A 19,129-nucleotide genomic window follows, 5' to 3' on the forward strand; every position below is an offset into this window, starting at 1 on the left:
CTATTGTCCGCTCGCTCTAACGGGGTGCCTTCGGTTTCGGAGGCTGAGAGGCCGGTCTCCGGCTAACCCGCTGAACCTGATCCGGTTTGTACCGGCGGAGGGATTAGATGCTGTCCGGCTTCCGGCGCTCAATCCTTGGATCAATTCATAACCAGAGGAGAGCCCGCGCGGCTGTTATCTCATGCTTATCAGAAATCTACTTCTCACAACCGGTCTTCTGTCGGTTTTAAACCTCGGCGCAAGTGCAGCACAGGCTCAGGACCTGACCATCTATACCTATGACAGTTTTACATCTGACTGGGGGCCGGGCCCGAAGGTTAAAGAGAATTTTGAAAAATCCTGCGGCTGTACTGTCAATTTTGTCGCTGTTGCCGATGGTGTGGCCTTGCTCAACCGCCTGAAGCTGGAAGGCAAATCCACCAAGGCCGATATTGTTCTGGGGCTTGATACCAATCTTATCAATGATGCCAAAGCCTCCGGCCTGTTTGCCCCGCACGGATTGAGCGATGTGAAAAGCAATGTGCCTGATAATTTTCAGGACGAGGTTTTCCTGCCTTATGATTACAGCTATTTCGCTGTGATCTATGACAGCGAGAAGATGAAAAACCCGCCGAAATCCATGGCAGAACTGATTGACGGCGATGCTTCGCAGAAAATCATTCTGATGGATCCGCGCACATCGACACCGGGGCTGGGCATGATGCTCTGGGTGAAAGACCTCTATGGCGACAAGGCTGGGGAACAGTGGCAGAAGCTTAGCAAACGCGTGCTGACAGTCACACCGGGCTGGTCTGAGGGCTATGGTCTGTTTACCAAAGGCGAGGCGCCGATGGTGCTGTCCTATACGACTTCTGCCGCCTATCACATGATCTCGGATAAAACCGAGCGCTATAAAGCAGTGACTTTTGAGGAAGGTAATTATCTCCAGATTGAACTGGCCGGCCAGACGATAAACGGTGCTAAAAACCCGCGTGCTGCAGAGTTTCTGAAATTCATGACCACAGCCGGTTTTCAGGATGTTATTCCGCAGACCAACTGGATGTATCCTGCCTATGACACATCTGTGCCGCTCGATGCGGCTTTTGATGCTCTGCCAAAACCGGATAAGAGCTTGCTGATTGCTTCTGAAACCGTTGCACAAAACCGCAAAGCATGGGTTGATGAGTGGCTGAAAGCCATGAGCCGCTAAGACACAACTGTCTATGACCTTGAATATGACTGCACCCGCCGCACCTGTGGCGGGGCAGCTACGGAGAAATATGCAGGCCTTCCGTTTTAAAACTGTTTCAGGCTTTATCGCGCTGATGCTGCTGCTGGTTCTGACCGGCGGTGCTTTGCTGTCACTTGGCATTCAGGGGCTGCAATCCGATAGTGATGCTCTGGCCGCTTTTGACAGCTATTTATGGAATATTACGCGTTTTACGCTGCTGCAGGCGCTGTTGTCAGTTCTGCTCTCAGTGCTGTTTGCACTGCCGGTTGCCCGTGCATTCCATGCCAATACCGCATTTCGCGGCCGCAAATTACTGCTGCGCTTTTTCGCGGTGCCTTTGACATTGCCGTCCTTGGTCGCCGTCTTCGGCATTACCAGTATTTACGGGCGCAATGGTTTTATCGCGCAGGGCAGTACGACTTTGGGTCTGCCGCTGATACCGGATATTTACGGGCTGACCGGTATTTTGCTGGCGCATGTGTTTTTCAATATGCCGCTTGCTGTACGTTTGCTGCTGGCCAGTCTCGAATCCATCCCGCAGGATTACTGGAAACTCTCGGCGCAATTGGGTATGGGCAGCTTTGCCCGTTTCCGGCTGATCGAATGGCCGGTGATTGCCCGAAATCTGAGCGGTATTGCAGGGCTGATTTTCATGCTCTGCGCCAGTTCCTTCACCATCGTGCTGACCTTAGGCGGAGGCCCCCGCGCGACTACGCTGGAAGTTGCCATCTATCAGGCCTTGCATTTCGACTTTGATCTGGCGCGTGCTGTTGCCCTCACGCTCACCCAGCTGCTGCTGACTATTGGCGTGTTGTGCCTGCTGCGTCTGACCGGTAAGCCGACAGAAGAGGGGCTGTCGCTGGTCACGACCAACAGAGATTATATTCACCACGGCCGATGGTCGAAAATCTCATCAGGTATCATTATCCTCTTTGCCACCTTGTTCATTGCCTTGCCTGTTCTGGGGATGGTTCTGTCCGGTTTGGGTTCTGATCTGTGGCGTTTGCTGAATGAAACCGTGGTGCAGCAGGCAATTATCACCTCGCTTTTGCTGGCTTTTGGCGCAGCCAGTCTTTGTGTCGTGTTGTCGCTTACGCTGGTCACCGCACGCGAATTTAGCGCCGCGCAAAATCTGAAATCGCCGCACCGGCTGCGCAGCTTTTTCACCACTGCCCTCGACAGTGGTTCCAGTCTGGTGCTGATCATTCCGCCGATTGTGATCGGTGCAGGCTGGTTCATATTGCTGCGCCAGTTCACCGATGTATTCACGCTCGCGCCCTTCATGGTCATTGCTGTGAATGGTGTTATGGCTATGCCTTTTGCGGTGCGCTTGCTGCGTCCTGCATGGGACAGTACAGCGGCACAGAATAACCGGCTCTGCACGTCGCTCGGTATCAGCGGGCTCAACCGTCTGCGTCTGATCGACTGGCCGGTCATCCGCCGTCCGCTTATCCTGAGCTTTATCTTTGCCATGGCGCTGTCTATGGGCGATCTCGGCACGATTGCTCTTTTCGGCAGCGATGCGGTGCAGACCTTGCCTTATCTTCTGTTGCAGCGCATGGGCAGCTATCGTACCAGTGACGCAGCAGGCCTTGCGCTGATCCTTGCCGCTATCTGTTTTGCACTGATGCTTATCACTGATAAAACCGGCAGCCGGATCAATTCAGGCAAATCTACTGAGCGGAATGCCTCATGACACGACATAATGCTGCAATCACCCTTGATAATGTTCGTTTCTCCTATGGAGCGACAGACATGCTGTTCAACCTGCATTTAAAGGCCGGTGAAACCGGTGTGATTGTGGGGCCGAGCGGTTCCGGTAAATCGACACTGCTCAATCTGGTTGCCGGATTTGAAGCACCGCTTTCCGGCCATATTCTGATCGGTGACGAGGAAATCAGCACTGAGGCCCCCGCCGGACGACCGGTTACGATGGTGTTTCAGGAGAATAATCTGTTCGCGCATCTTGATGTGCGCGCCAATGTCAGCCTTGGCCGGTCACCTGCGCTGAAGCTGAATGAGGCGGATTATCTTGCGGTGCAGAATGCCATTGACCGTGTGGAGCTGACCGGCAAAGAAAACCGCAAACCGGAAGCGCTTTCCGGTGGTGAGAGGCAGCGTGTTGCGATTGCCCGCGCATTGGTGCGTGACAAGCCTGTTTTGCTGCTGGACGAGGCTTTTGCTTCTCTCGGCCCCGCCTTGCGACAGCAAATGCTGGATCTGATCCGTGAATTGCAACAGGAAACCGGCATCACCATTCTGATGGTGACGCATACGCCGGAAGATGCACTGCGTTTCGATTCAACGTTGTTTTTTCTCAAAGACGGGCAAATCAGAGAGCAGGGTGATGCAGCCATGATGCTCTCGCCCTCCGGCCCTCAGCCCGTGCGTGACTATATGGGCACGTCAGAGCATAAAACATCCTGATTACAATACGATAATCAGATTATCATAGCGAATGACGTGATATTGACACAAAGCATGCGCAGTTAAATGCTCGACTTGAGCCGCCGGCTATGCGGCGGTTCAGGCGATCCGGAGCGGGTGCATTACGATCATTTAATGCGACCGGCTCTGGTTAAACAGAGAACCAGCCTATATCTACTAATGATGCAATAGCTGACAATTTGTGAAATACCGCAAAAATCATTTCACTTCTATTCAGAAGAGCATTGTTTATATTGCGGGCAATTCGCTTGCAGACGAGCAGACAGAATCGCTGAACAGGCCGTGCAACCGGCACCGCCAAATCAGCTTTGAAGTAAACGGGGACACGACACTGGATATGCTTTTAAGGGCAGCACGGTTTTCCGCAGCGGAAAAGCCCTCTATTTCTCCAGTTTTCAAACGATCAGCCGCTATTGGTCTGGTCGCGCTTTTATCTGCCTGCCGTACTGTAGATTTCAGTGATCCCGATGTGATCGGCCCGTCGTCCAATCCCGTTACGGTTGCCAATGTCAGCAAGAATGACAAGCTGGCACAGCTTGGCGCGCAGCAGCATCCGCGTATTCTCGCCACCTATGGCGGGGAATATAAAGATGCCAAGCTTGAGCGCATGGTTGCAAAGATCGTCGGCAATCTCACAACGGTTTCTGACAATCCTGACCAGACATACCGTATTACAATTCTCAACAGCCCGAATATCAATGCTTTTGCGCTGCCCGGCGGTTATCTCTATGTGACCCGCGGTTTGCTGGCGCTTGCCAATGATTCATCCGAAGTGGCTGCTGTAATTGCCCACGAAATGGGGCATGTCACGGCCAATCACGGTATTCTGCGACAGGCAAAAGAAGCTGAATCGGTACTTGCCAAACGCGTTGCCTCCGAGGTGTTGCATGATGATGCGGCCGGTCGTGAGGCGGCAATCCGCAGCAAGCTGCGCCTTGCCCAGTTCTCGCGCAATCAGGAATTACAGGCCGATGCAATCGGCATTAAAATGATCGGCGCTGCGGGTTATGATCCGTTTGCCTCGGCACGTTTTCTGCAGTCGATGGAAGCCTATACGGGGTTCCGCTCTGTCTCCGGTGCGACCGATGCCAGCCTCGACTTTCTGGCCAGCCATCCGGCCACACCACAGCGCGTTGATCTGGCCATCGGCCATGCACGCCGCATCGGTGCACCGGGTGTCGGCACCACTGACCGCCCTTCATTCCTGAACGGAATTGACGGCCTGCTCTATGGTGACACGCCGCAGGAAGGTTTTGTGCGTGAGCGCACCTTTATTCACCCGAAACTCGGTGTGACTTTCAGTGTTCCGCAGGGCTTTACGATTGATAATTCAGCCAGTGCCGTTATGGCCAGCGGTCCGGGTGAACTGGCTATCCGTTTTGACGGTGCAGCACTGCCACAGGGCGGTGATCTTGCAGCCTATCTGCGCAGCGGCTGGGTGACAGGCCTTGATGAGCAGTCTGTGCAGACAACCACAATCAATGGTTTGCCTGCAGCCACTGCGCGTGCCAGTGCCGATAAATGGCAGTTTGAAATTGTTGTCATCGCCTCCGGTCAGAAAGTTTATCGCTTCCTCATCGCCGCACCGAAAAACAGCAATGCTTTGAGCGCAACGACACAAGCGACCACACAAAGCTTCCGCGTGCTGACACCAGCCGAGCAGGCTGCAGCGAAGCCTCTGCGCATCCGCGTGATCAGTGTGAAAGCCGGAGATACGCTCGGCTCGCTGGCCAACCGGATGCAGGGAACTGATCGCAAGCTTGATCTCTTCCGCCTTCTGAATGCTCTGCCGAGCGGCGGTACGGTTTCTGCGGGCGACCGTGTGAAAATCATCAGTGAATAAGCTAAAAGCCCCGTAAGGGGCTTTTAGAGCGCCGTGTGCCAGACTTGGCACTACAACAGGGTCGCTCTAACACTTTAAATTATGCTCTAATTGCGGGTTCAGAGGGCGGTATCGCTGTCAGCTTCCGTGAGCTTCAGCATTTCATCTTGCGCTTCTTTCATCATCGGATAAACACTCAAAGCCTGTTCATAGAGCCGGAGGGCACCTTTGCGATTTCCGGTTTCGCGCAGCAAAGTTGCATAATTGATGAGAACATCAAAATTGCGCGGCTCTAAAATCATTGCCTGTCTGATGTCATTGAGGGCAGGAGCCAGCTCGTTGCGGCGCAGATGCAGGCGAGCGCGCAATTGCCAGACCGTTGCATTGTCAGGGCGCTGTGCCATCACCTCGTCAATATAATCCTGTGCTTCCGCATCGCGTGATTGATTGAGGGCGGTTTCAGCCCAGCGCAGCATCAGATCCAGACTATCGCTGCCGGTGCGCACAAAGCTCTGGCGCAGGCGGCTGGCTATGGCATGGGACTTCTCCGGCGTGGATGCCTTGCGCAAATCCGTGAACAGCTGCTCCTGTTCTTTCCGGCGGGTTTCTGTGAGCGGCCCTGCCATTTCCACATCGGGATTTTTCGGTTTCTCTTTGGGTTTTGCCGCCGTGTTGTTGATTGGTGCCGGTTTCGGGGTTTCAGGTATGGTCACGGCAGGCGGCATTGGCTGCGGCTCTGTTTTGCCGGTAGCACTGATATCTTCTGCCGCAGCAAAGCCCGCAGCGCCCGTGATCATCAGGGCTGATATCAGAGAAACGGTGAGGGAGCTGCGTGTCTTGGTCATAGTGCTATCATAAAGCAGAAACCGGCTGATTAAAGGCATAAAAACAGCGCCGGTAAATTAATACCGGCGCTGTTAAAATTCTCTACAACTTACTGTCTGAAACAACTCTCAGAGCTGTCTCACTCAGCTCATTAACCCCAAGATTAACCTTGGCGGGCTTTAAAGCGAGGAGCAGTTTTGTTGATGATGTATACGCGGCCCTTACGACGAACCAGCTGGCAGTCACGATGACGGCCTTTGAGCGCTTTAAGCGAATTCTTGATCTTCATGTTACTCACCAATGTGTTTGGCCCGAATTGGGCATATTCCTGGAACGTGTCTCATTTCATTAGAAACGCTGCGCTCGTTCCAGCTCTTTGTTTCTATACATGCCTTGTTCCCAAAACCGTTTCCCGTATTTGGGAGCATGTTTCAGAGCGAGCCAAAGAGCACGTTTGAATGGTTGAGGTGAAATAGTCAATGAATGGGTCAATTGTCAACCATTGATGCGCACGGAACCCGCAAAACGGTGTTATTTTCCGTTTTTAATGCGTGTGACATGCCCCATTTTGCGTCCCTCACGTGCTTCGGCCTTACCATAGAGATGCAGTACCGCATCCGATTCTGCCAGAATCGCCGGAACTTTGAGTACATCATCACCGATCAGGTTTTCCATAACGCAGTCACTGTGACGTCGCGGATCACCGAGCGGCAGGCCGGCCACAGCACGGATATGCTGCTCAAATTGCGAAACAGCACAGGCCGCTTCTGTCCAGTGACCGGAATTATGGACACGCGGTGCAAATTCATTGGCAACGACAGAACCGTCCGGCAGAACGAAAAATTCAAAGCCGAGCACACCAACATAATCCAGCGCATGAAGCAGCTTCTGTGCGGCCTCGGTGCAGGCTGCTGCGGTTTCAGAGCTGACCGATGCCGGTATGGTTGAGGTATCGAGAATGCCGTTCTTGTGAACATTTTCTGCAATGTCATAAAGGCGGACATTGCCTGCCTTGTCGCGTGCGGCAATGACAGAAACTTCACGGGTAAATTCCACAAAGCCTTCAAGAATTGCCGGAGCATTTTTAATGGCAGCAATGGCTTCCGCCGCAGCGTCATTATCGAGGCTGTTCAGGCGCACCTGACCTTTGCCGTCATAGCCGAAACGGCGGGTTTTCAGAATGCCGCGCTCGTTCAGCGCGCCAAGCGCTGCGACCAGATCCTGCACATCGTCAACCACACGCCATGGTGCGGTGGCAATACCGCTCTCATTGAGAAACTGTTTCTCGGCAACGCGGTCCTGAGAAATTTCCAAAGCCAGCGGTGGCGGGGAGACAATGTTTTTTGTTGCCAGAAATTGTGCGGCTTCTACCGGCACATTTTCAAACTCATAGGTGATAACATCGCAGGCTTCAGCCAGTTCCAGCAAGGCGGCGCGATCATCATAGGCAGCCACGATCTGGTGATTGGCGACCTGTGCGGCAGGGCAATCCGCCTGCGGTTCCAGAATAATGGTTTTGAAGCTCAGGCGCGCTGCCGCCATGGCCAGCATACGGCCAAGCTGACCGCCGCCGATAATTCCGATTGTTGATCCTGCTTGCAGCATGGCTCAGTCCTCATCTTTCGGGGCGGCAGCCACGGCATCGGTCTGGGCTTTGCGATAGGCATCCAGACGGTCTGCCAGCGGCTTGTCATGCAGTGCCAGAACTGCAGCGGCAAGCAGTGCGGCATTGGTGGCACCGGCATTGCCGATAGCTACTGTGCCGACAGGAATACCCGCAGGCATCTGGACGATGGAAAGCAGTGAGTCCTGACCCGACAGCGCTTTGGACTGTACCGGCACACCAAAAACCGGCAGCGGCGTCATGGATGCAACCATACCCGGCAGATGGGCGGCACCGCCTGCACCGGCGATAATCACATGAAAGCCCTGATCGCGTGCCGTTTTGGCAAATTCAACCATGCGATCCGGCGTGCGGTGCGCAGAAATAATACGGGCATCATAAGCAACCCCCAGCGTATCCAGTGCCTGCGCCGCATTGCGCATGGTTGGCCAGTCGGACTGGCTGCCCATAATGATGGCGACTTTCGGGGAAGTTGGTGTGTTATCTGCCATGAAATGTCCTGTCAGGTGCTGGATTTAAAAAATAAAAAATCGGTCAGGCTTCGTAAAAGTCTGCCGGTCTTTTATTTGCTGTGAGAATGTAAAGTGATCGAGTCGGTTTTGGTGCCGAACTCAGGCAATAATATCCGGAATGATTTTATCTTCCAGCTTGCTCAGCTGATCCTTGATCGCGAGTTTTTTCTTTTTCATGCGCTGAATGCTGAGCTGGTTACAACCGGTCTGCATCATCGCATTAATGGCAAGATCAAAATCCGTGTGTTCCTGGCGCAACCGTGCAACGGAGAGGCGAATTTCGGCTTGTTCCTGATCGGCCATGGCATATTCCATCTGATCTTGTCTTCACAGCGAGAACAGAACCGCAGACATCTGCATTTATCGCGCACCAATATGGGTTGCGATTTTCACAGAAGCACCGCAGGTCAGTATAATCCGCCCTTTTTCAGCTTTGCCGTAGCACAAATTTGGCAAAGTTGAAATGTGCCAAATATGAATTCGACATTAATCAAATCTCATGCAAGACTGTCATTGTTTTGTCATAGTCTGGTTCGAGGCTGGGAACTGTCACAAGCAGGTTCCTGCAGACCGAACGGGTCTTGGAGCCTGATCCGCTGACAAAATGAGAGTGACGCGTAAATATAAAGGAGAAGCAATAATGGCACTTGAATCCCATCTTGCCTCACTGGAAAAGAAGCATGATGCACTGGAAAAGGAAATTTCCGACGCCGCAGCATTGCCAGCTACTGATACGCTGACGATCGCCGATCTTAAACGCAAAAAGCTGTATCTGAAGGAACAGATAGAAAAGCTTAGGACCCAAGTCACCCGACATTAATTACGCTAAACTGTAAAGCACAGTTTCAGACAGAACCGCCGGATTGGCAGGCTCTGAAAGATGAGGTGCAGGCCGGATATCAGGCCCGCACCGGATTTATTTTCTTATGCTGATGAGCGTGATTATCAGTGAAAGCAGTGCAAGTCCTGCTGCCGTCAGCAAGGTGACAGTAAAGGCAAATCCGACGGATTTTGCAGCTGCATGAACAAGCTCTTCCTGTCCCAGTGCGGTAACAAATATTGTGGCCATGACAGATGCGCCGGTCATCAGTCCCAGATTGCGCGACAGGCCCAGCAATCCGGACAAGATACCGCGCTGGTCTTCGGGTGCTGCAAGCATGATGGCTGTATTATTGGCGGCCAGAAACAGCTGAAAACAGGGTGTCAGCATTATCAGAGATAAAATATATCCTGTAGTTCCGAATCTGACGGGCAGTAAAGCCATGCAGATGAGCGCAATGCTCATGACAGCCAGTCCGTAAGCCAGCGCGCGTCTTATACCAAACCGGTCTGTAATGCGTCCGGCAGGGATACCGGCCAGCGCCGCAACAACAGGACCAACAGCGACAACCAGTCCCGTTGTCGCCTCCCCCAGCAGCAGGCCGAATGACAAGAAGAATGGCCCGACCACCAGCATTGCCATCATCACTGAGCTGATGAGCAGGTTGGTTATCAGCGAGGCGCTGATAACAGGATTGCGCAAGAGTGACAGAGGCACCAGCGGTGAAGAAGACCGGATTTCAACACCCACAAAAATTATCAGGGCAACCAGAACCGCCGGAATGGTGACAGCCATATCCCAGTTCAGTCCGTTTTTATTTCCGGTCGTTATCACTGCATAGAGAAACAGCACAATAGCCAGTAAGGTCGCGCCTGACAGATCCAGCGAGCGGTTGATTTTATGATTTGGCGGTGATGCCGGTATCGCTTTGATAGCAGGAACCAGTAAGACAAAACCGGATATTGCCAGCAGGATAAACGCGGAACGCCAGCCAAAGACAGCAATCAGGATGCCTCCGAGTGCAGGGCCAAGCGCGGTTCCGATTGCTGACATGGAGCCGAGAAGCCCCATGGCGGTGCCTGTCTGTTCGCCGGAAACCATGCCTCTTATTATTGAGACCGGTAATGCCATAAGGATGGCACCGCCTATACCCTGTATTGCTCTGGCGGCGATGAGCATTGTGAAATTTGGTGCTGCGGCGCAAAGCAGCGAACTGATTGTGAAGATTATCAGGCCGGTCAGCAGGATAAAACGCTGGCCGAACAGGTCGGCACAACGCCCCGCCAGTACAATCACTATTGTGACGGACAACAGGTAAATCAGCACAATCCACTGAACTGCAGATACAGGAGCGTCCAGTGTTCTGCTGAGCGCCGGTAATGCGACAGCGGTGATGCTCACGGCCATGGAGGCCAGCAGCATGGAACCTGAAAGAGCAAGGATTGCTAGGCGAGGAGAAGTATCAGAGAGGGCGAAACGCACAGCTGTTCCTCTTGTGGCTTGTTTGAGTCGCTGTTACATTGCCACTTCAAGTCAACTTGAGGTCAAGTATGAAACTTCTTGATATAGGTGTGCTGGCGGAGAAGAGCGGAGTGTCACCTTCCGCACTCCGTTATTATGAGGAGATCGGCCTGATTGAATCTTTCAGCCGCCATGGTTTGCGCCGTCAATATGCACCGGAAGTGCAGCAGCAGCTGGCTTTGATTTCGCTGGGGAAGATAGCGGGTTTTCCACTGTCTGAGATGAAAGGCATGTTCGGCAAAGACGGCTCGGCTGATTTGCCACGACAGGCGCTGCATCAGCGGGCAGACCAGCTGGATTTGCAGGTCCGTCAGCTGACAACACTCAGCAAGGCCTTGCGGCATGTGGCTGAATGTCCTGCAGAAACCCATACGGAATGTCCGAAATTCCGCAGGCTGATGCAGGCAGCACTTCATGCCCGTAAATAGCTATATTGGATAAAAGAGCTAACTACCCGTGTGTCAGTTCTCTGATTTTGCCGGTTCCGGTACAGGGGCGGATTTCTCTTCCTGTGCCGCCTCAGAGCGCGGATCAAGCAGCACACTTTCCTGTGTGGCAGGGCGTTCCGCAGCCATGCTCTGGAACTGCTCTTTTTCGGAAGGTAGCGGCGAGGCGCGTTTACGCGAGCGCAGAATAGCATAACCGGCAATGGCAATATGCGAGACCGCTGTCACCAGAAACAGGCCGGAAGGCCATAAATTATTCATCGCTTCCGCAGCAATCAGCGGCCCGAGCATGGTGCCGAAACCATAAAGCAGCAGCAAACCGCCGGAAACCTTGACGAAAGTCTCAGGTGTTGCGTGGTCATTGGCGTGTGCAACGGCAACCGGATAAATCGCATAAGCAAGCGAACCGTATAATGCGGTCATGACCAGAATGAGTGTACCGTTGGTTGGTGCGATGGCGAAAATAAGAAAACCGATCAGGGCTGCAGAACCGGCCACGCTGGCCATGACATAGCGGCGATCGATACGGTCGGAAAAACGTCCGACAGGGATTTGCATTAATGCACCGGCAGCAATGGTAAAGCTGACCATCAGCGCGATTGTGGTTTTATCAATACCGCTGAGTGAGCCGAAAACCGCGCCGAGTGTACCCCATGCACCATTGGCAATACCAATCAGAATAACGCTGACAAAGGCAACCGGAGAATTGGAATAAAGCTTTTTCAGATCAAGCTGTACTTCGGTCAGCGGGCGCGGCGAAGATGCTTTGGATGCTGCGGTTGGCAGCAGCGCAAGGCAGAAGAAGATCGCGGCAATCATAAACAGCGAACTGCCTTCCACATCGCCGGTAATCACCAGCATCTGGCCGGTCATGACGGCACCGTAGTTGACCATCATATAGAGGCCGAAAATTTTACCGCGTGTTTCATTGGTGGCTTTTTCATTCAGCCAGCTCTCAATCACCATGAAAATACCGGCCATGGCAAAACCGGTAATGGCGCGCAGAACCACCCAGATTGAAGCGTCAACCATCAGGCCGGTCAGCAAAACCACAATTGCCGCAGTGGATGCGAAAAAGCCGAAAGCCCGCACATGTCCGGCACGGCGCACCAGACGCGGTGCAAAAATACAGCCAGCAACGAAACCGCCTGCCCATGTTGTACCGATCAGACCCAGAGCCGTAACCGAGAAGCCTTCCACATTTCCGCGCAGTGGCAATAAAAGACCATGCAGACCTGAACCGATCAGCAGAAAAGCGGTGCCGCAAAGCAGTGCGAAAATCTGGACATAGGAACGGAACACGCAGAATCCTTTATTCTATTGCAGGTTATTTTACAGTTTTCTGATCTTGAAACCTGTTCGTCTGAAACTGCAAGGTGAAATTGCCGCTTCGGACAGATTGAGTGTAACCATGCTGACCTATCGCTTGGAAGAGTGCAAGGCTTTGTATTGATGAGATATTGTGTCAGGTAAAATAAAAAGAACCTCCGCCTGTTTGAGAGCAGAGGTTCTGAAACTATGGTGCATCCGGAAATAGCAAAGGCTTACAGGCGAAACAGAGCCTCTGCGGCCGCACGGCTGCGGTTTCTGTCATTGCGATCGGTTTCCAACCGGCGGATTTCCGCTTTAAGCAAGGCAATACGATTGTCGATTTCAGCCGCTGAAAGCAGGGTCACATCCTCACCGATATGGTGATTATAGGTTGTTGTCTCCTGCGCATTATCATCAAAGAACATGGCGTTTTCCTCACTTCCTGCTGCAGCCTGTCCACGGCAGCTTTCAATATGGTTCGCAATATTCGTGACCTGTTTGCCTTTAAATGCAGGGCGGGCAGGCCACATAAGTTTTCAGCATCTCATAAACCTGCATCATTAGCGATATGATTTTTATAGATTGCATTTTTTCAGCATAATATGGCTAGTGGATTGAATTTGCCGTTTGAGCTCCCGTCGAAACAAATGTTGTTTCAAACGGCAAATTCGAAAAATCCACTAGCATTATTTAGTTGCTAGTGGTCTTTTTGATTGCGACATTTGCTCTGCGCCTGTCACGAACGGGCGCAAATGTCGTAATCTGACCACTAGATCAGGGAAAGCGCTTTGGGCGGACCAGAGAATTTAAGGAGCGGATATGACAACGGAACTTGCTTCCCAGATGATGGCAATTGCGATTGAACAGGCCGGTGCGCCATCGGTACTGAAACCAGTCAAGCGTGCCGTGCCGCATCCGGGTAAAGGCGAAATTCTGATCCGTGTGAAAGCTGCCGGTGTGAACCGTCCTGATGTGCTGCAACGACAGGGGCATTATCCGCCGCCAGCCGGTGCTTCAGATTTGCCGGGGCTGGAAGTGGCCGGTGATGTGGTGGCTATCGGCACAGATGTGCAGCGTTATAAGGTCGGCGATGCGGTGACTGCCCTTTTGGCAGGCGGCGGTTATGCTGAATATGCCGTGGTTTGTGAAGGTAATGCACTGCCGCTGCCTTCCGGTTATGGTTACGTGGAAGCGGCGGCTCTGCCGGAAACACTTTTTACCGTCTGGCACAATGTGGTGCAGCGCGGGCAGTTGCAGGCCGGCGAGACATTGCTGATTCACGGCGGCAGTTCCGGTATCGGCACAACGGCAATTCAGCTTGGCAAGGCGCTGGGTGCCAAAGTGATCGTAACAGCAGGCTCTGCGGAGAAATGCTCTGCCTGTCTGAAGCTTGGGGCGGATGTTGCGATTAATTACCGTGAGCAGGATTTTGTCGAGCAGGTGAAAGCTGCCACCAATAACAAGGGTGCAGATGTTATTCTCGATATGGTTGGCGGGGATTATGTCGACCGTAATTATGATGCGGCGGCGGTTGAAGGACGCATTGTGCAGATCGCTTTTCTTGGCGGAGCCAAGGCGAAAGCCAATTTTGCCAAGCTGATGACTAAACGTCTGACCCATACCGGTTCGACCCTGCGTGCGCGTGATGTTGCTTTCAAAGCGCAGATTGCAGCGGAACTGGAATCAAAGGTCTGGCCGTTGCTGGCATGCCGCACTATTTCTCCGGTGATGGATATGATTTATCCGCTGAAAGATGCATGGCGTGCCCATGAACGTATGGAAGAGGGCAATCATATCGGTAAAATCGTCCTCGATGTCGGTTGATATTTCGCCTCTGGCGGCCTGCAAATGGTGTTTTTCTGTGAGTCCGGTGCTCATGTACTGGAGCGGTTCCGGTTTAAAAGGAATCGGTCGAACCGCTTTGTTTTTTGTTTTGTCGCATTGTCCTACGCAAAACCGCTATGCACTTTTGCTGGAAATGCTCAATGCTAGACTCCGCTCCGGTTCTCAAAAAAACACCATTTTCGGCACGCCATAACCGAAATCTCCCTGCAAACAGGGGGAGTGAGTTACAAATGCGCTGAATTCCTGTGCAGGGTTTTCTTGCTCATTGTGTAAAATTTGGTTATAGAGGGAACGAATTCCCGGAAATTGTGGTTTACCCCACGTCCCGCGCTACCGGAGCGGGCGAACGAGAGGATTATATCTTATGGCCACTCAGCTTCTTATGCCTAAGGCAACAGCCGTATGGCTTGTCGATAATACTGCTCTGTCTTTTGACCAGATTGCAACTTTCTGCAAACTGCATGTGCTTGAAGTGAAAGCGATTGCGGATGGTGAAGCTGCACAGGGTATCAAGGGTCTTGATCCGGTCATCACCGGCCAGCTTTCCCGTGAAGAAATCGCACGGGCTGAAAAAGACATTAATTACCGTCTGAAACTGTCCGAACCAAAAGTGCGTGTACCGGAAGCCAAACGTAAAGGCCCGCGTTATACGCCTTTGTCCAAGCGTCAGGATCGTCCGAATGCGATTCTCTGGCTGGTGCGTAATCATCCGGAACTGAAAGATGCCCAGATTTCCCGTCTGATCGGCACCACCAAATCCACCATCGAACAGATTCGCGACCGCACTCACTGGAACTCGGCCAATCTTCAGCCGATGGATCCGGTAACACTGGGTCTCTGCTCGCAGATTGATCTGGATATCGAAGTTGACCGCGCAGCGCGCAATCGTCCGATTGAGCCGGAATCCGGTGATACATTGCTGCCGGCATCGGCAACAGAAAATCTGGATTACAGCCGCAATGACGAATCGGATGAGCTGGATGCGGATAAAGTCTTCGCCAAGCTTTCTTCGATGAAGAGCGCACCGGAAGACGAAGAAGACGATCTGTAAGATCTCTTTATATTTGTAGTTTTAAAAAGCCGCCGGATCATCTCCGGCGGCTTTTTTGTATCTGATAATTGTCAGGCCGCAGGTTTTGTTGCTTCGGAGCAGGTGCCGATGCCACGTTGATGAAGGCAGTCACGGATATCATCCAGTGTCTGCGGATCTTCAATCGTGGCAGGCATTTTCCATGGCTCGTGGTCAGCGATTTTTTGCATGGTGGAGCGCAGGATTTTGCCAGAGCGGGTTTTGGGTAATTTGTTGACTGTCAGAACTGTGCGCAGAGCGGCAACAGGCCCGATCTGATCGCGTACCCGTTCCACACATTCTGCTTCAATCTCACTATGGGCTTGCGTCACACCGGCCTTGAGCACGATAAAGCCGCAAGGGATTTGCCCTTTGAGCTTATCGGCAATGCCGATTACCGCACATTCTGCGACCTGTGGGTGACCGGCAATCACCTCTTCCATCGAGCCAGTGGATAGGCGATGTCCCGCAACATTGATGATGTCATCAGTACGGCTCATGATGAAAATATAGCCGTCTTCATCCATGTAACCGGCATCAGCGGATTTATAATAGCCTTTGAATTCATCAAGATAGGCTTCATGGAAGCGCTGGTCGGCCTGCCATAAAGTTGGCAGACAACCGGGCGGCATCGGCAGTTTGATGACAATATTGCCAAGCTCACCGGTTTTCGCCGGATGGCCTGCATCATCCAGTACCTGCACATCATAGCCTGGCATCGGCACGCAAGTTGAGCCATGTTTGACCGGCAACATACCAAGCCCGCGCGGATTACCGGCAATCGGCCAGCCGGTTTCAGTTTGCCACCAGTGGTCAATCACAGGGCGGTTGAGCATCTGCTCTGCCCATTCCAGCGTATTCGGGTCTGCACGCTCTCCGGCGAGATAAAGTGCTTCAAGGCTGGAGAGATCATATTGATGCAGCAGCTTGCCTTCGGGGTCTTCTCGCTTAATCGCGCGCAAAGCGGTTGGTGCAGTGAAAAGCACTTTCACCTTGTGCTCGGCAACCACGCGCCAGAATGTACCGGCATCGGGCGTGCCGACAGGTTTGCCTTCAAATAGCACTGTTGTGGTGCCGATCAGCAGCGGAGCATAGACAATATAGGAATGGCCGACCACCCAGCCGATATCCGATGCTGTCCAGAAAATATCCCCTGCCTGAATGCCATAAAGTGCGCCCATCGACCATGCGAGCGCAACCATATAGCCGCCATTATCGCGCACAACGCCCTTGGGCTTACCAGTGGTACCGGAAGTGTAGAGAATATAGAGCGGGTCAGTGGCGGCAACGGATGTGCAAGGCACATCACGTCCTGCGGCCTGTTCGCAAAGCTTTGTAAAGTCGTGATCGCGGCCTGTGATGAGCTCGCAGCGGCATTGTTCGCGCTGATGGATCAGGCAATGCTTTACCTGATGTTTGGCTGTGGTGATCGCTTTGTCGAGCAGCGGTTTGTAGCTGACTGTCTTATTGGCTTCCAGCCCGCAGGAGCTGGCAATAATCAGGGCAGGGGTGGCATCATCAATACGTGCCGCCAGCTCGTCAGCGGAAAAGCCGCCAAAAACCACAGAATGAATTGCACCGAGGCGGGCACAGGCCATCATGGCAAATAATGCCTGTGGCACCATGGGCATATAAATCAGCACCCGATCGCCTTTTTGAATGCCGAAATCCTGCATCACGGCGCTGAGCCGCATCACCTGTTCCAGAGTCTCGCTATAGGTGAAACGAGCCTTCTGGCCGCTGACAGGACTGTCATAGAGAATAGCGGGAACATCACCGCGACCGGCCTCAATATGACGATCGAGCATATTGTAGCAGGTGTTGCATTCAGCGCCTGCAAACCACCGTCCGTAAGGGCCTTGTTCAGGGTCAAAGATTTTTGTCGCTGGTTTATACCAGTCGATAAGTGCGGATGCCTTGCCCCAGAAAGTTTGGGGATCATTTTTCCATGCCTGATAAATTTCGGGATAAGCCGAAGTCATGTATTCCTCCCATTGCAATGCAAGCTGTGCTTGCACCTCTCAGGCGCAGAATAACTTTAACCGGATCTTTGTGCGGTTTTGAAAAATATAAACTACGCCATTCTCCTCAGCTGATATTAATCCACACTGTTAAAGTGACGTCCATTCGACTAAAGAGGGGGCAAGATACAAGTCAGGCCGCAATAATATTCAGAGGATGCGCAATGGCAAAGATTGCACCGGTTTTATTGCTGATCCTGATGGGATTGCATCTGCTGAAGCCATTGGGACTGCCGGGACTGAAGCGGCGCAGTGATTTTTGGAAAATTGCCGTTGCGGCCATTGCCGTGATGATGATTACAGTCTTGCTGCAGGCTCATACCGGTTATTAAAGGTCCGATATAAAAAAAGCCCGCGTTTAACGCGGGCTTTTTAATTTAATAAGAAAACTGATTAAGCATTCTTTTCCTGTGCTTCAGTCCATGCGCCGGTCGCGGCAAGGCCGTTCATACGGGCGCGATGGGTGAAGGCAGCCTGTGCTGCAGGAACGTTTTCGTCTTTACCGCCCCATGCCTTGATAGCAGCAGCCTGCAGAGCGCGACCATAGGAGAAGGTCAGGTTCCAAGGCATATCATAACCGGCATTCATTGCGGAGAGATGTGCAGTTGCTTCAACATCCGACTGGCCGCCGGAGAGGAATGCAATGCCCGGAACTGCGGAAGGAACATTGGCTTTCAGCACGCGAACGGTGAGTTCTGCGACCTGTTCAACAGAAGCTTTACGGGCGTTCTTACCGTCGATAACCATGTTTGGCTTGAGGATCATACCTTCAAGCTTAACGCGGGCATCATAGAGTTCGTTGAAAACGGTTTTCAGAACCAGATCGGTCACTTCATAGCAACGCTCAATCGAATGGTCGCCCGGTACGCCGTCCATCAGGATTTCCGGCTCAACGATTGGCACGATACCGGCTTCCTGACACAGAGCTGCATAGCGAGCCAGTGCCTGTGCATTCTGACGCACTGCGCCCCATGTCGGCAGCTTGTCGGAAATTGCGATAACGCCGCGCCATTTGGCAAAACGTGCGCCGAGTTCGTAATATTCATTCAGGCGTTCACGCAGGCCATCAAGACCTTCGGTGATGGTTTCGTCAGCAAAACCGGCTAGAGACTTGGCACCGGCATCAACCTTGATACCCGGGATAGAGCCGGCTGCTTTGATGAGGTCTGCAAGACGAGTACCGTCACGGGCGCTCTGGCGCAGGGTTTCATCATAGAGAATAACGCCGGAGATGTAGTTCTTCATCGCATCATCTGCGCGGAACAGCATTTCGCGGTAATCGCGGCGCGCATCTTCTGTCGAAGTCAGATTGATGCTGTCAAAGCGCTTCTTGATAGTACCGGAGCTTTCATCGGCGGCAAGAATGCCTTTGCCTTTTGCTACCATGGCAACTGCAATATCTTCGAGACGTTCGCTCATAAAAAACTCCGTGTTAAGAAGGGCGTTGGAAATTGGTACCCAGCCGATAGCAGATGTGCCGGATAAAACAAATACTGTGCCAAGCACTTGAACCGATTGAATTAATTTTAACCGATTAAGTTCGGACAAGTTTTCTTAAAACTGGTTAAAATTACCGGATAAGTTTATCTGCACAACAGACTTGTCAACAGCCGCCGGATTGCGTTTGATACAGCCAGTCATAATCAACCGGTCAA

At 52.5% G+C, this 19,129-nt stretch carries 20 protein-coding genes and 1 riboswitch; of the genes, 10 read left to right on the plus strand and 10 right to left on the minus strand.

Annotation, left to right across the window (positions count from 1 at the left end; all coding sequences use genetic code 11):
• Nucleotides 1–10 precede the first annotated feature (10 nt).
• Nucleotides 11–120: riboswitch (TPP riboswitch) on the plus strand.
• Nucleotides 121–187: 67 nt separating this feature from the next.
• The 4 genes from thiB (at nt 188) to BKD14_RS16475 (ending at nt 5,501) form a co-directional block, all read left to right on the plus strand.
• Nucleotides 188–1,189 carry a thiamine ABC transporter substrate binding subunit gene (gene thiB / locus BKD14_RS16460; protein ID WP_075657360.1) on the plus strand — a complete coding sequence of 334 codons (1,002 nt, stop codon included), beginning with the start codon at nt 188–190 and terminating at the stop codon, nt 1,187–1,189.
• A 70-nt stretch (nt 1,190–1,259) separates the two neighbouring features.
• The gene (thiP, locus tag BKD14_RS16465; RefSeq protein ID WP_139316458.1) at nt 1,260–2,906 is read left to right on the plus strand and encodes a thiamine/thiamine pyrophosphate ABC transporter permease; all 1,647 of its coding nucleotides are present in this window, start codon (nt 1,260–1,262) and stop codon (nt 2,904–2,906) included.
• Nucleotides 2,903–3,637 (plus strand): ATP-binding cassette domain-containing protein, encoded by a 735-nt coding sequence (locus BKD14_RS16470; protein ID WP_075657280.1) that lies wholly within the window; start codon nt 2,903–2,905, stop codon nt 3,635–3,637. Before thiP ends, BKD14_RS16470 begins: the two co-directional genes overlap by 4 nt.
• Nucleotides 3,638–3,995: 358 nt before the next feature.
• Complete coding sequence (locus BKD14_RS16475; RefSeq protein ID WP_051138948.1) at nt 3,996–5,501, plus strand: M48 family metalloprotease; 1,506 nt, start codon at nt 3,996–3,998, stop codon at nt 5,499–5,501.
• A gap of 98 nt (nt 5,502–5,599) precedes the next feature.
• On the opposite strand, the gene BKD14_RS19390 is transcribed toward BKD14_RS16475, so the two are convergent.
• From BKD14_RS19390 to BKD14_RS16500, 5 genes are all read right to left on the minus strand, one after another.
• On the minus strand, nt 5,600–6,325 hold the full coding sequence (locus BKD14_RS19390; protein ID WP_175576126.1) for a hypothetical protein: 726 nt from the start codon (nt 6,323–6,325) through the stop codon (nt 5,600–5,602).
• 143 nt (nt 6,326–6,468) lie between these two features.
• Nucleotides 6,469–6,594, minus strand: a complete 126-nt coding sequence (ykgO, locus tag BKD14_RS16485) for a type B 50S ribosomal protein L36 (protein ID WP_075657282.1) — start codon at nt 6,592–6,594, stop codon at nt 6,469–6,471.
• A 242-nt stretch (nt 6,595–6,836) separates the two neighbouring features.
• Nucleotides 6,837–7,910, minus strand: coding sequence for a 5-(carboxyamino)imidazole ribonucleotide synthase (locus BKD14_RS16490; RefSeq protein ID WP_075657283.1), 1,074 nt, complete (start codon nt 7,908–7,910; stop codon nt 6,837–6,839).
• 3 nt (nt 7,911–7,913) lie between these two features.
• On the minus strand, nt 7,914–8,420 hold the full coding sequence (gene purE, locus BKD14_RS16495; RefSeq protein ID WP_075657284.1) for a 5-(carboxyamino)imidazole ribonucleotide mutase: 507 nt from the start codon (nt 8,418–8,420) through the stop codon (nt 7,914–7,916).
• A gap of 120 nt (nt 8,421–8,540) precedes the next feature.
• Entirely contained in the window at nt 8,541–8,744 is a 204-nt protein-coding gene (locus BKD14_RS16500) for a YdcH family protein (protein WP_033315775.1), read from the minus strand.
• A 334-nt stretch (nt 8,745–9,078) separates the two neighbouring features.
• Between BKD14_RS16500 and BKD14_RS16505 the strand changes: the two genes are divergently transcribed.
• Entirely contained in the window at nt 9,079–9,261 is a 183-nt protein-coding gene (locus tag BKD14_RS16505) for a DUF465 domain-containing protein (RefSeq protein ID WP_028233180.1), read from the plus strand.
• Between the two features lie 96 nt (nt 9,262–9,357).
• On the opposite strand, the gene BKD14_RS16510 is transcribed toward BKD14_RS16505, so the two are convergent.
• Nucleotides 9,358–10,743, minus strand: a complete 1,386-nt coding sequence (locus tag BKD14_RS16510) for an MFS transporter (RefSeq protein ID WP_245293666.1) — start codon at nt 10,741–10,743, stop codon at nt 9,358–9,360.
• 68 nt (nt 10,744–10,811) lie between these two features.
• Here BKD14_RS16510 and BKD14_RS16515 point away from each other — a divergent pair, with 68 nt between their 5' ends.
• Nucleotides 10,812–11,210 carry a helix-turn-helix domain-containing protein gene (locus tag BKD14_RS16515; protein ID WP_075657286.1) on the plus strand — a complete coding sequence of 133 codons (399 nt, stop codon included), beginning with the start codon at nt 10,812–10,814 and terminating at the stop codon, nt 11,208–11,210.
• Between the two features lie 33 nt (nt 11,211–11,243).
• On the opposite strand, the gene BKD14_RS16520 is transcribed toward BKD14_RS16515, so the two are convergent.
• Nucleotides 11,244–12,530 (minus strand): MFS transporter, encoded by a 1,287-nt coding sequence (locus tag BKD14_RS16520; RefSeq protein ID WP_075657287.1) that lies wholly within the window; start codon nt 12,528–12,530, stop codon nt 11,244–11,246.
• A 242-nt stretch (nt 12,531–12,772) separates the two neighbouring features.
• The gene (locus BKD14_RS16525) at nt 12,773–12,964 is read right to left on the minus strand and encodes a DUF1192 domain-containing protein (RefSeq protein ID WP_028233183.1); all 192 of its coding nucleotides are present in this window, start codon (nt 12,962–12,964) and stop codon (nt 12,773–12,775) included.
• 394 nt (nt 12,965–13,358) lie between these two features.
• Between BKD14_RS16525 and BKD14_RS16530 the strand changes: the two genes are divergently transcribed.
• The 3 genes from BKD14_RS16530 (at nt 13,359) to BKD14_RS16540 (ending at nt 15,435) form a co-directional block, all read left to right on the plus strand.
• A complete protein-coding gene (locus BKD14_RS16530; RefSeq protein WP_075657288.1) occupies nt 13,359–14,363 on the plus strand; it encodes an NAD(P)H-quinone oxidoreductase in 1,005 nt (334 codons plus the stop codon).
• On the plus strand, nt 14,353–14,577 hold the full coding sequence (locus BKD14_RS16535; protein ID WP_075657289.1) for a hypothetical protein: 225 nt from the start codon (nt 14,353–14,355) through the stop codon (nt 14,575–14,577). The genes BKD14_RS16530 and BKD14_RS16535 overlap by 11 nt, the downstream gene beginning before the upstream one ends.
• A 171-nt stretch (nt 14,578–14,748) precedes the next feature.
• Nucleotides 14,749–15,435 carry a DUF1013 domain-containing protein gene (locus BKD14_RS16540; RefSeq protein ID WP_022709100.1) on the plus strand — a complete coding sequence of 229 codons (687 nt, stop codon included), beginning with the start codon at nt 14,749–14,751 and terminating at the stop codon, nt 15,433–15,435.
• A 71-nt stretch (nt 15,436–15,506) separates the two neighbouring features.
• On the opposite strand, the gene BKD14_RS16545 is transcribed toward BKD14_RS16540, so the two are convergent.
• Nucleotides 15,507–17,435 (minus strand): propionyl-CoA synthetase, encoded by a 1,929-nt coding sequence (locus BKD14_RS16545; protein ID WP_075657290.1) that lies wholly within the window; start codon nt 17,433–17,435, stop codon nt 15,507–15,509.
• A gap of 203 nt (nt 17,436–17,638) precedes the next feature.
• On the opposite strand from BKD14_RS16545, the gene BKD14_RS19395 reads away from it, so the two are divergent.
• Nucleotides 17,639–17,806, plus strand: a complete 168-nt coding sequence (locus tag BKD14_RS19395) for a hypothetical protein (protein WP_022711757.1) — start codon at nt 17,639–17,641, stop codon at nt 17,804–17,806.
• Between the two features lie 61 nt (nt 17,807–17,867).
• Here the strand turns inward: BKD14_RS19395 and BKD14_RS16550 are convergent, their stop codons facing one another.
• A complete protein-coding gene (locus BKD14_RS16550) occupies nt 17,868–18,893 on the minus strand; it encodes a class I fructose-bisphosphate aldolase (RefSeq protein WP_075657291.1) in 1,026 nt (341 codons plus the stop codon).
• Nucleotides 18,894–19,129: the final 236 nt, after the last annotated feature.

This window comes from Pseudochrobactrum sp. B5 (assembly GCF_001939785.1).
GTDB lineage: Bacteria > Pseudomonadota > Alphaproteobacteria > Rhizobiales > Rhizobiaceae > Pseudochrobactrum > Pseudochrobactrum saccharolyticum.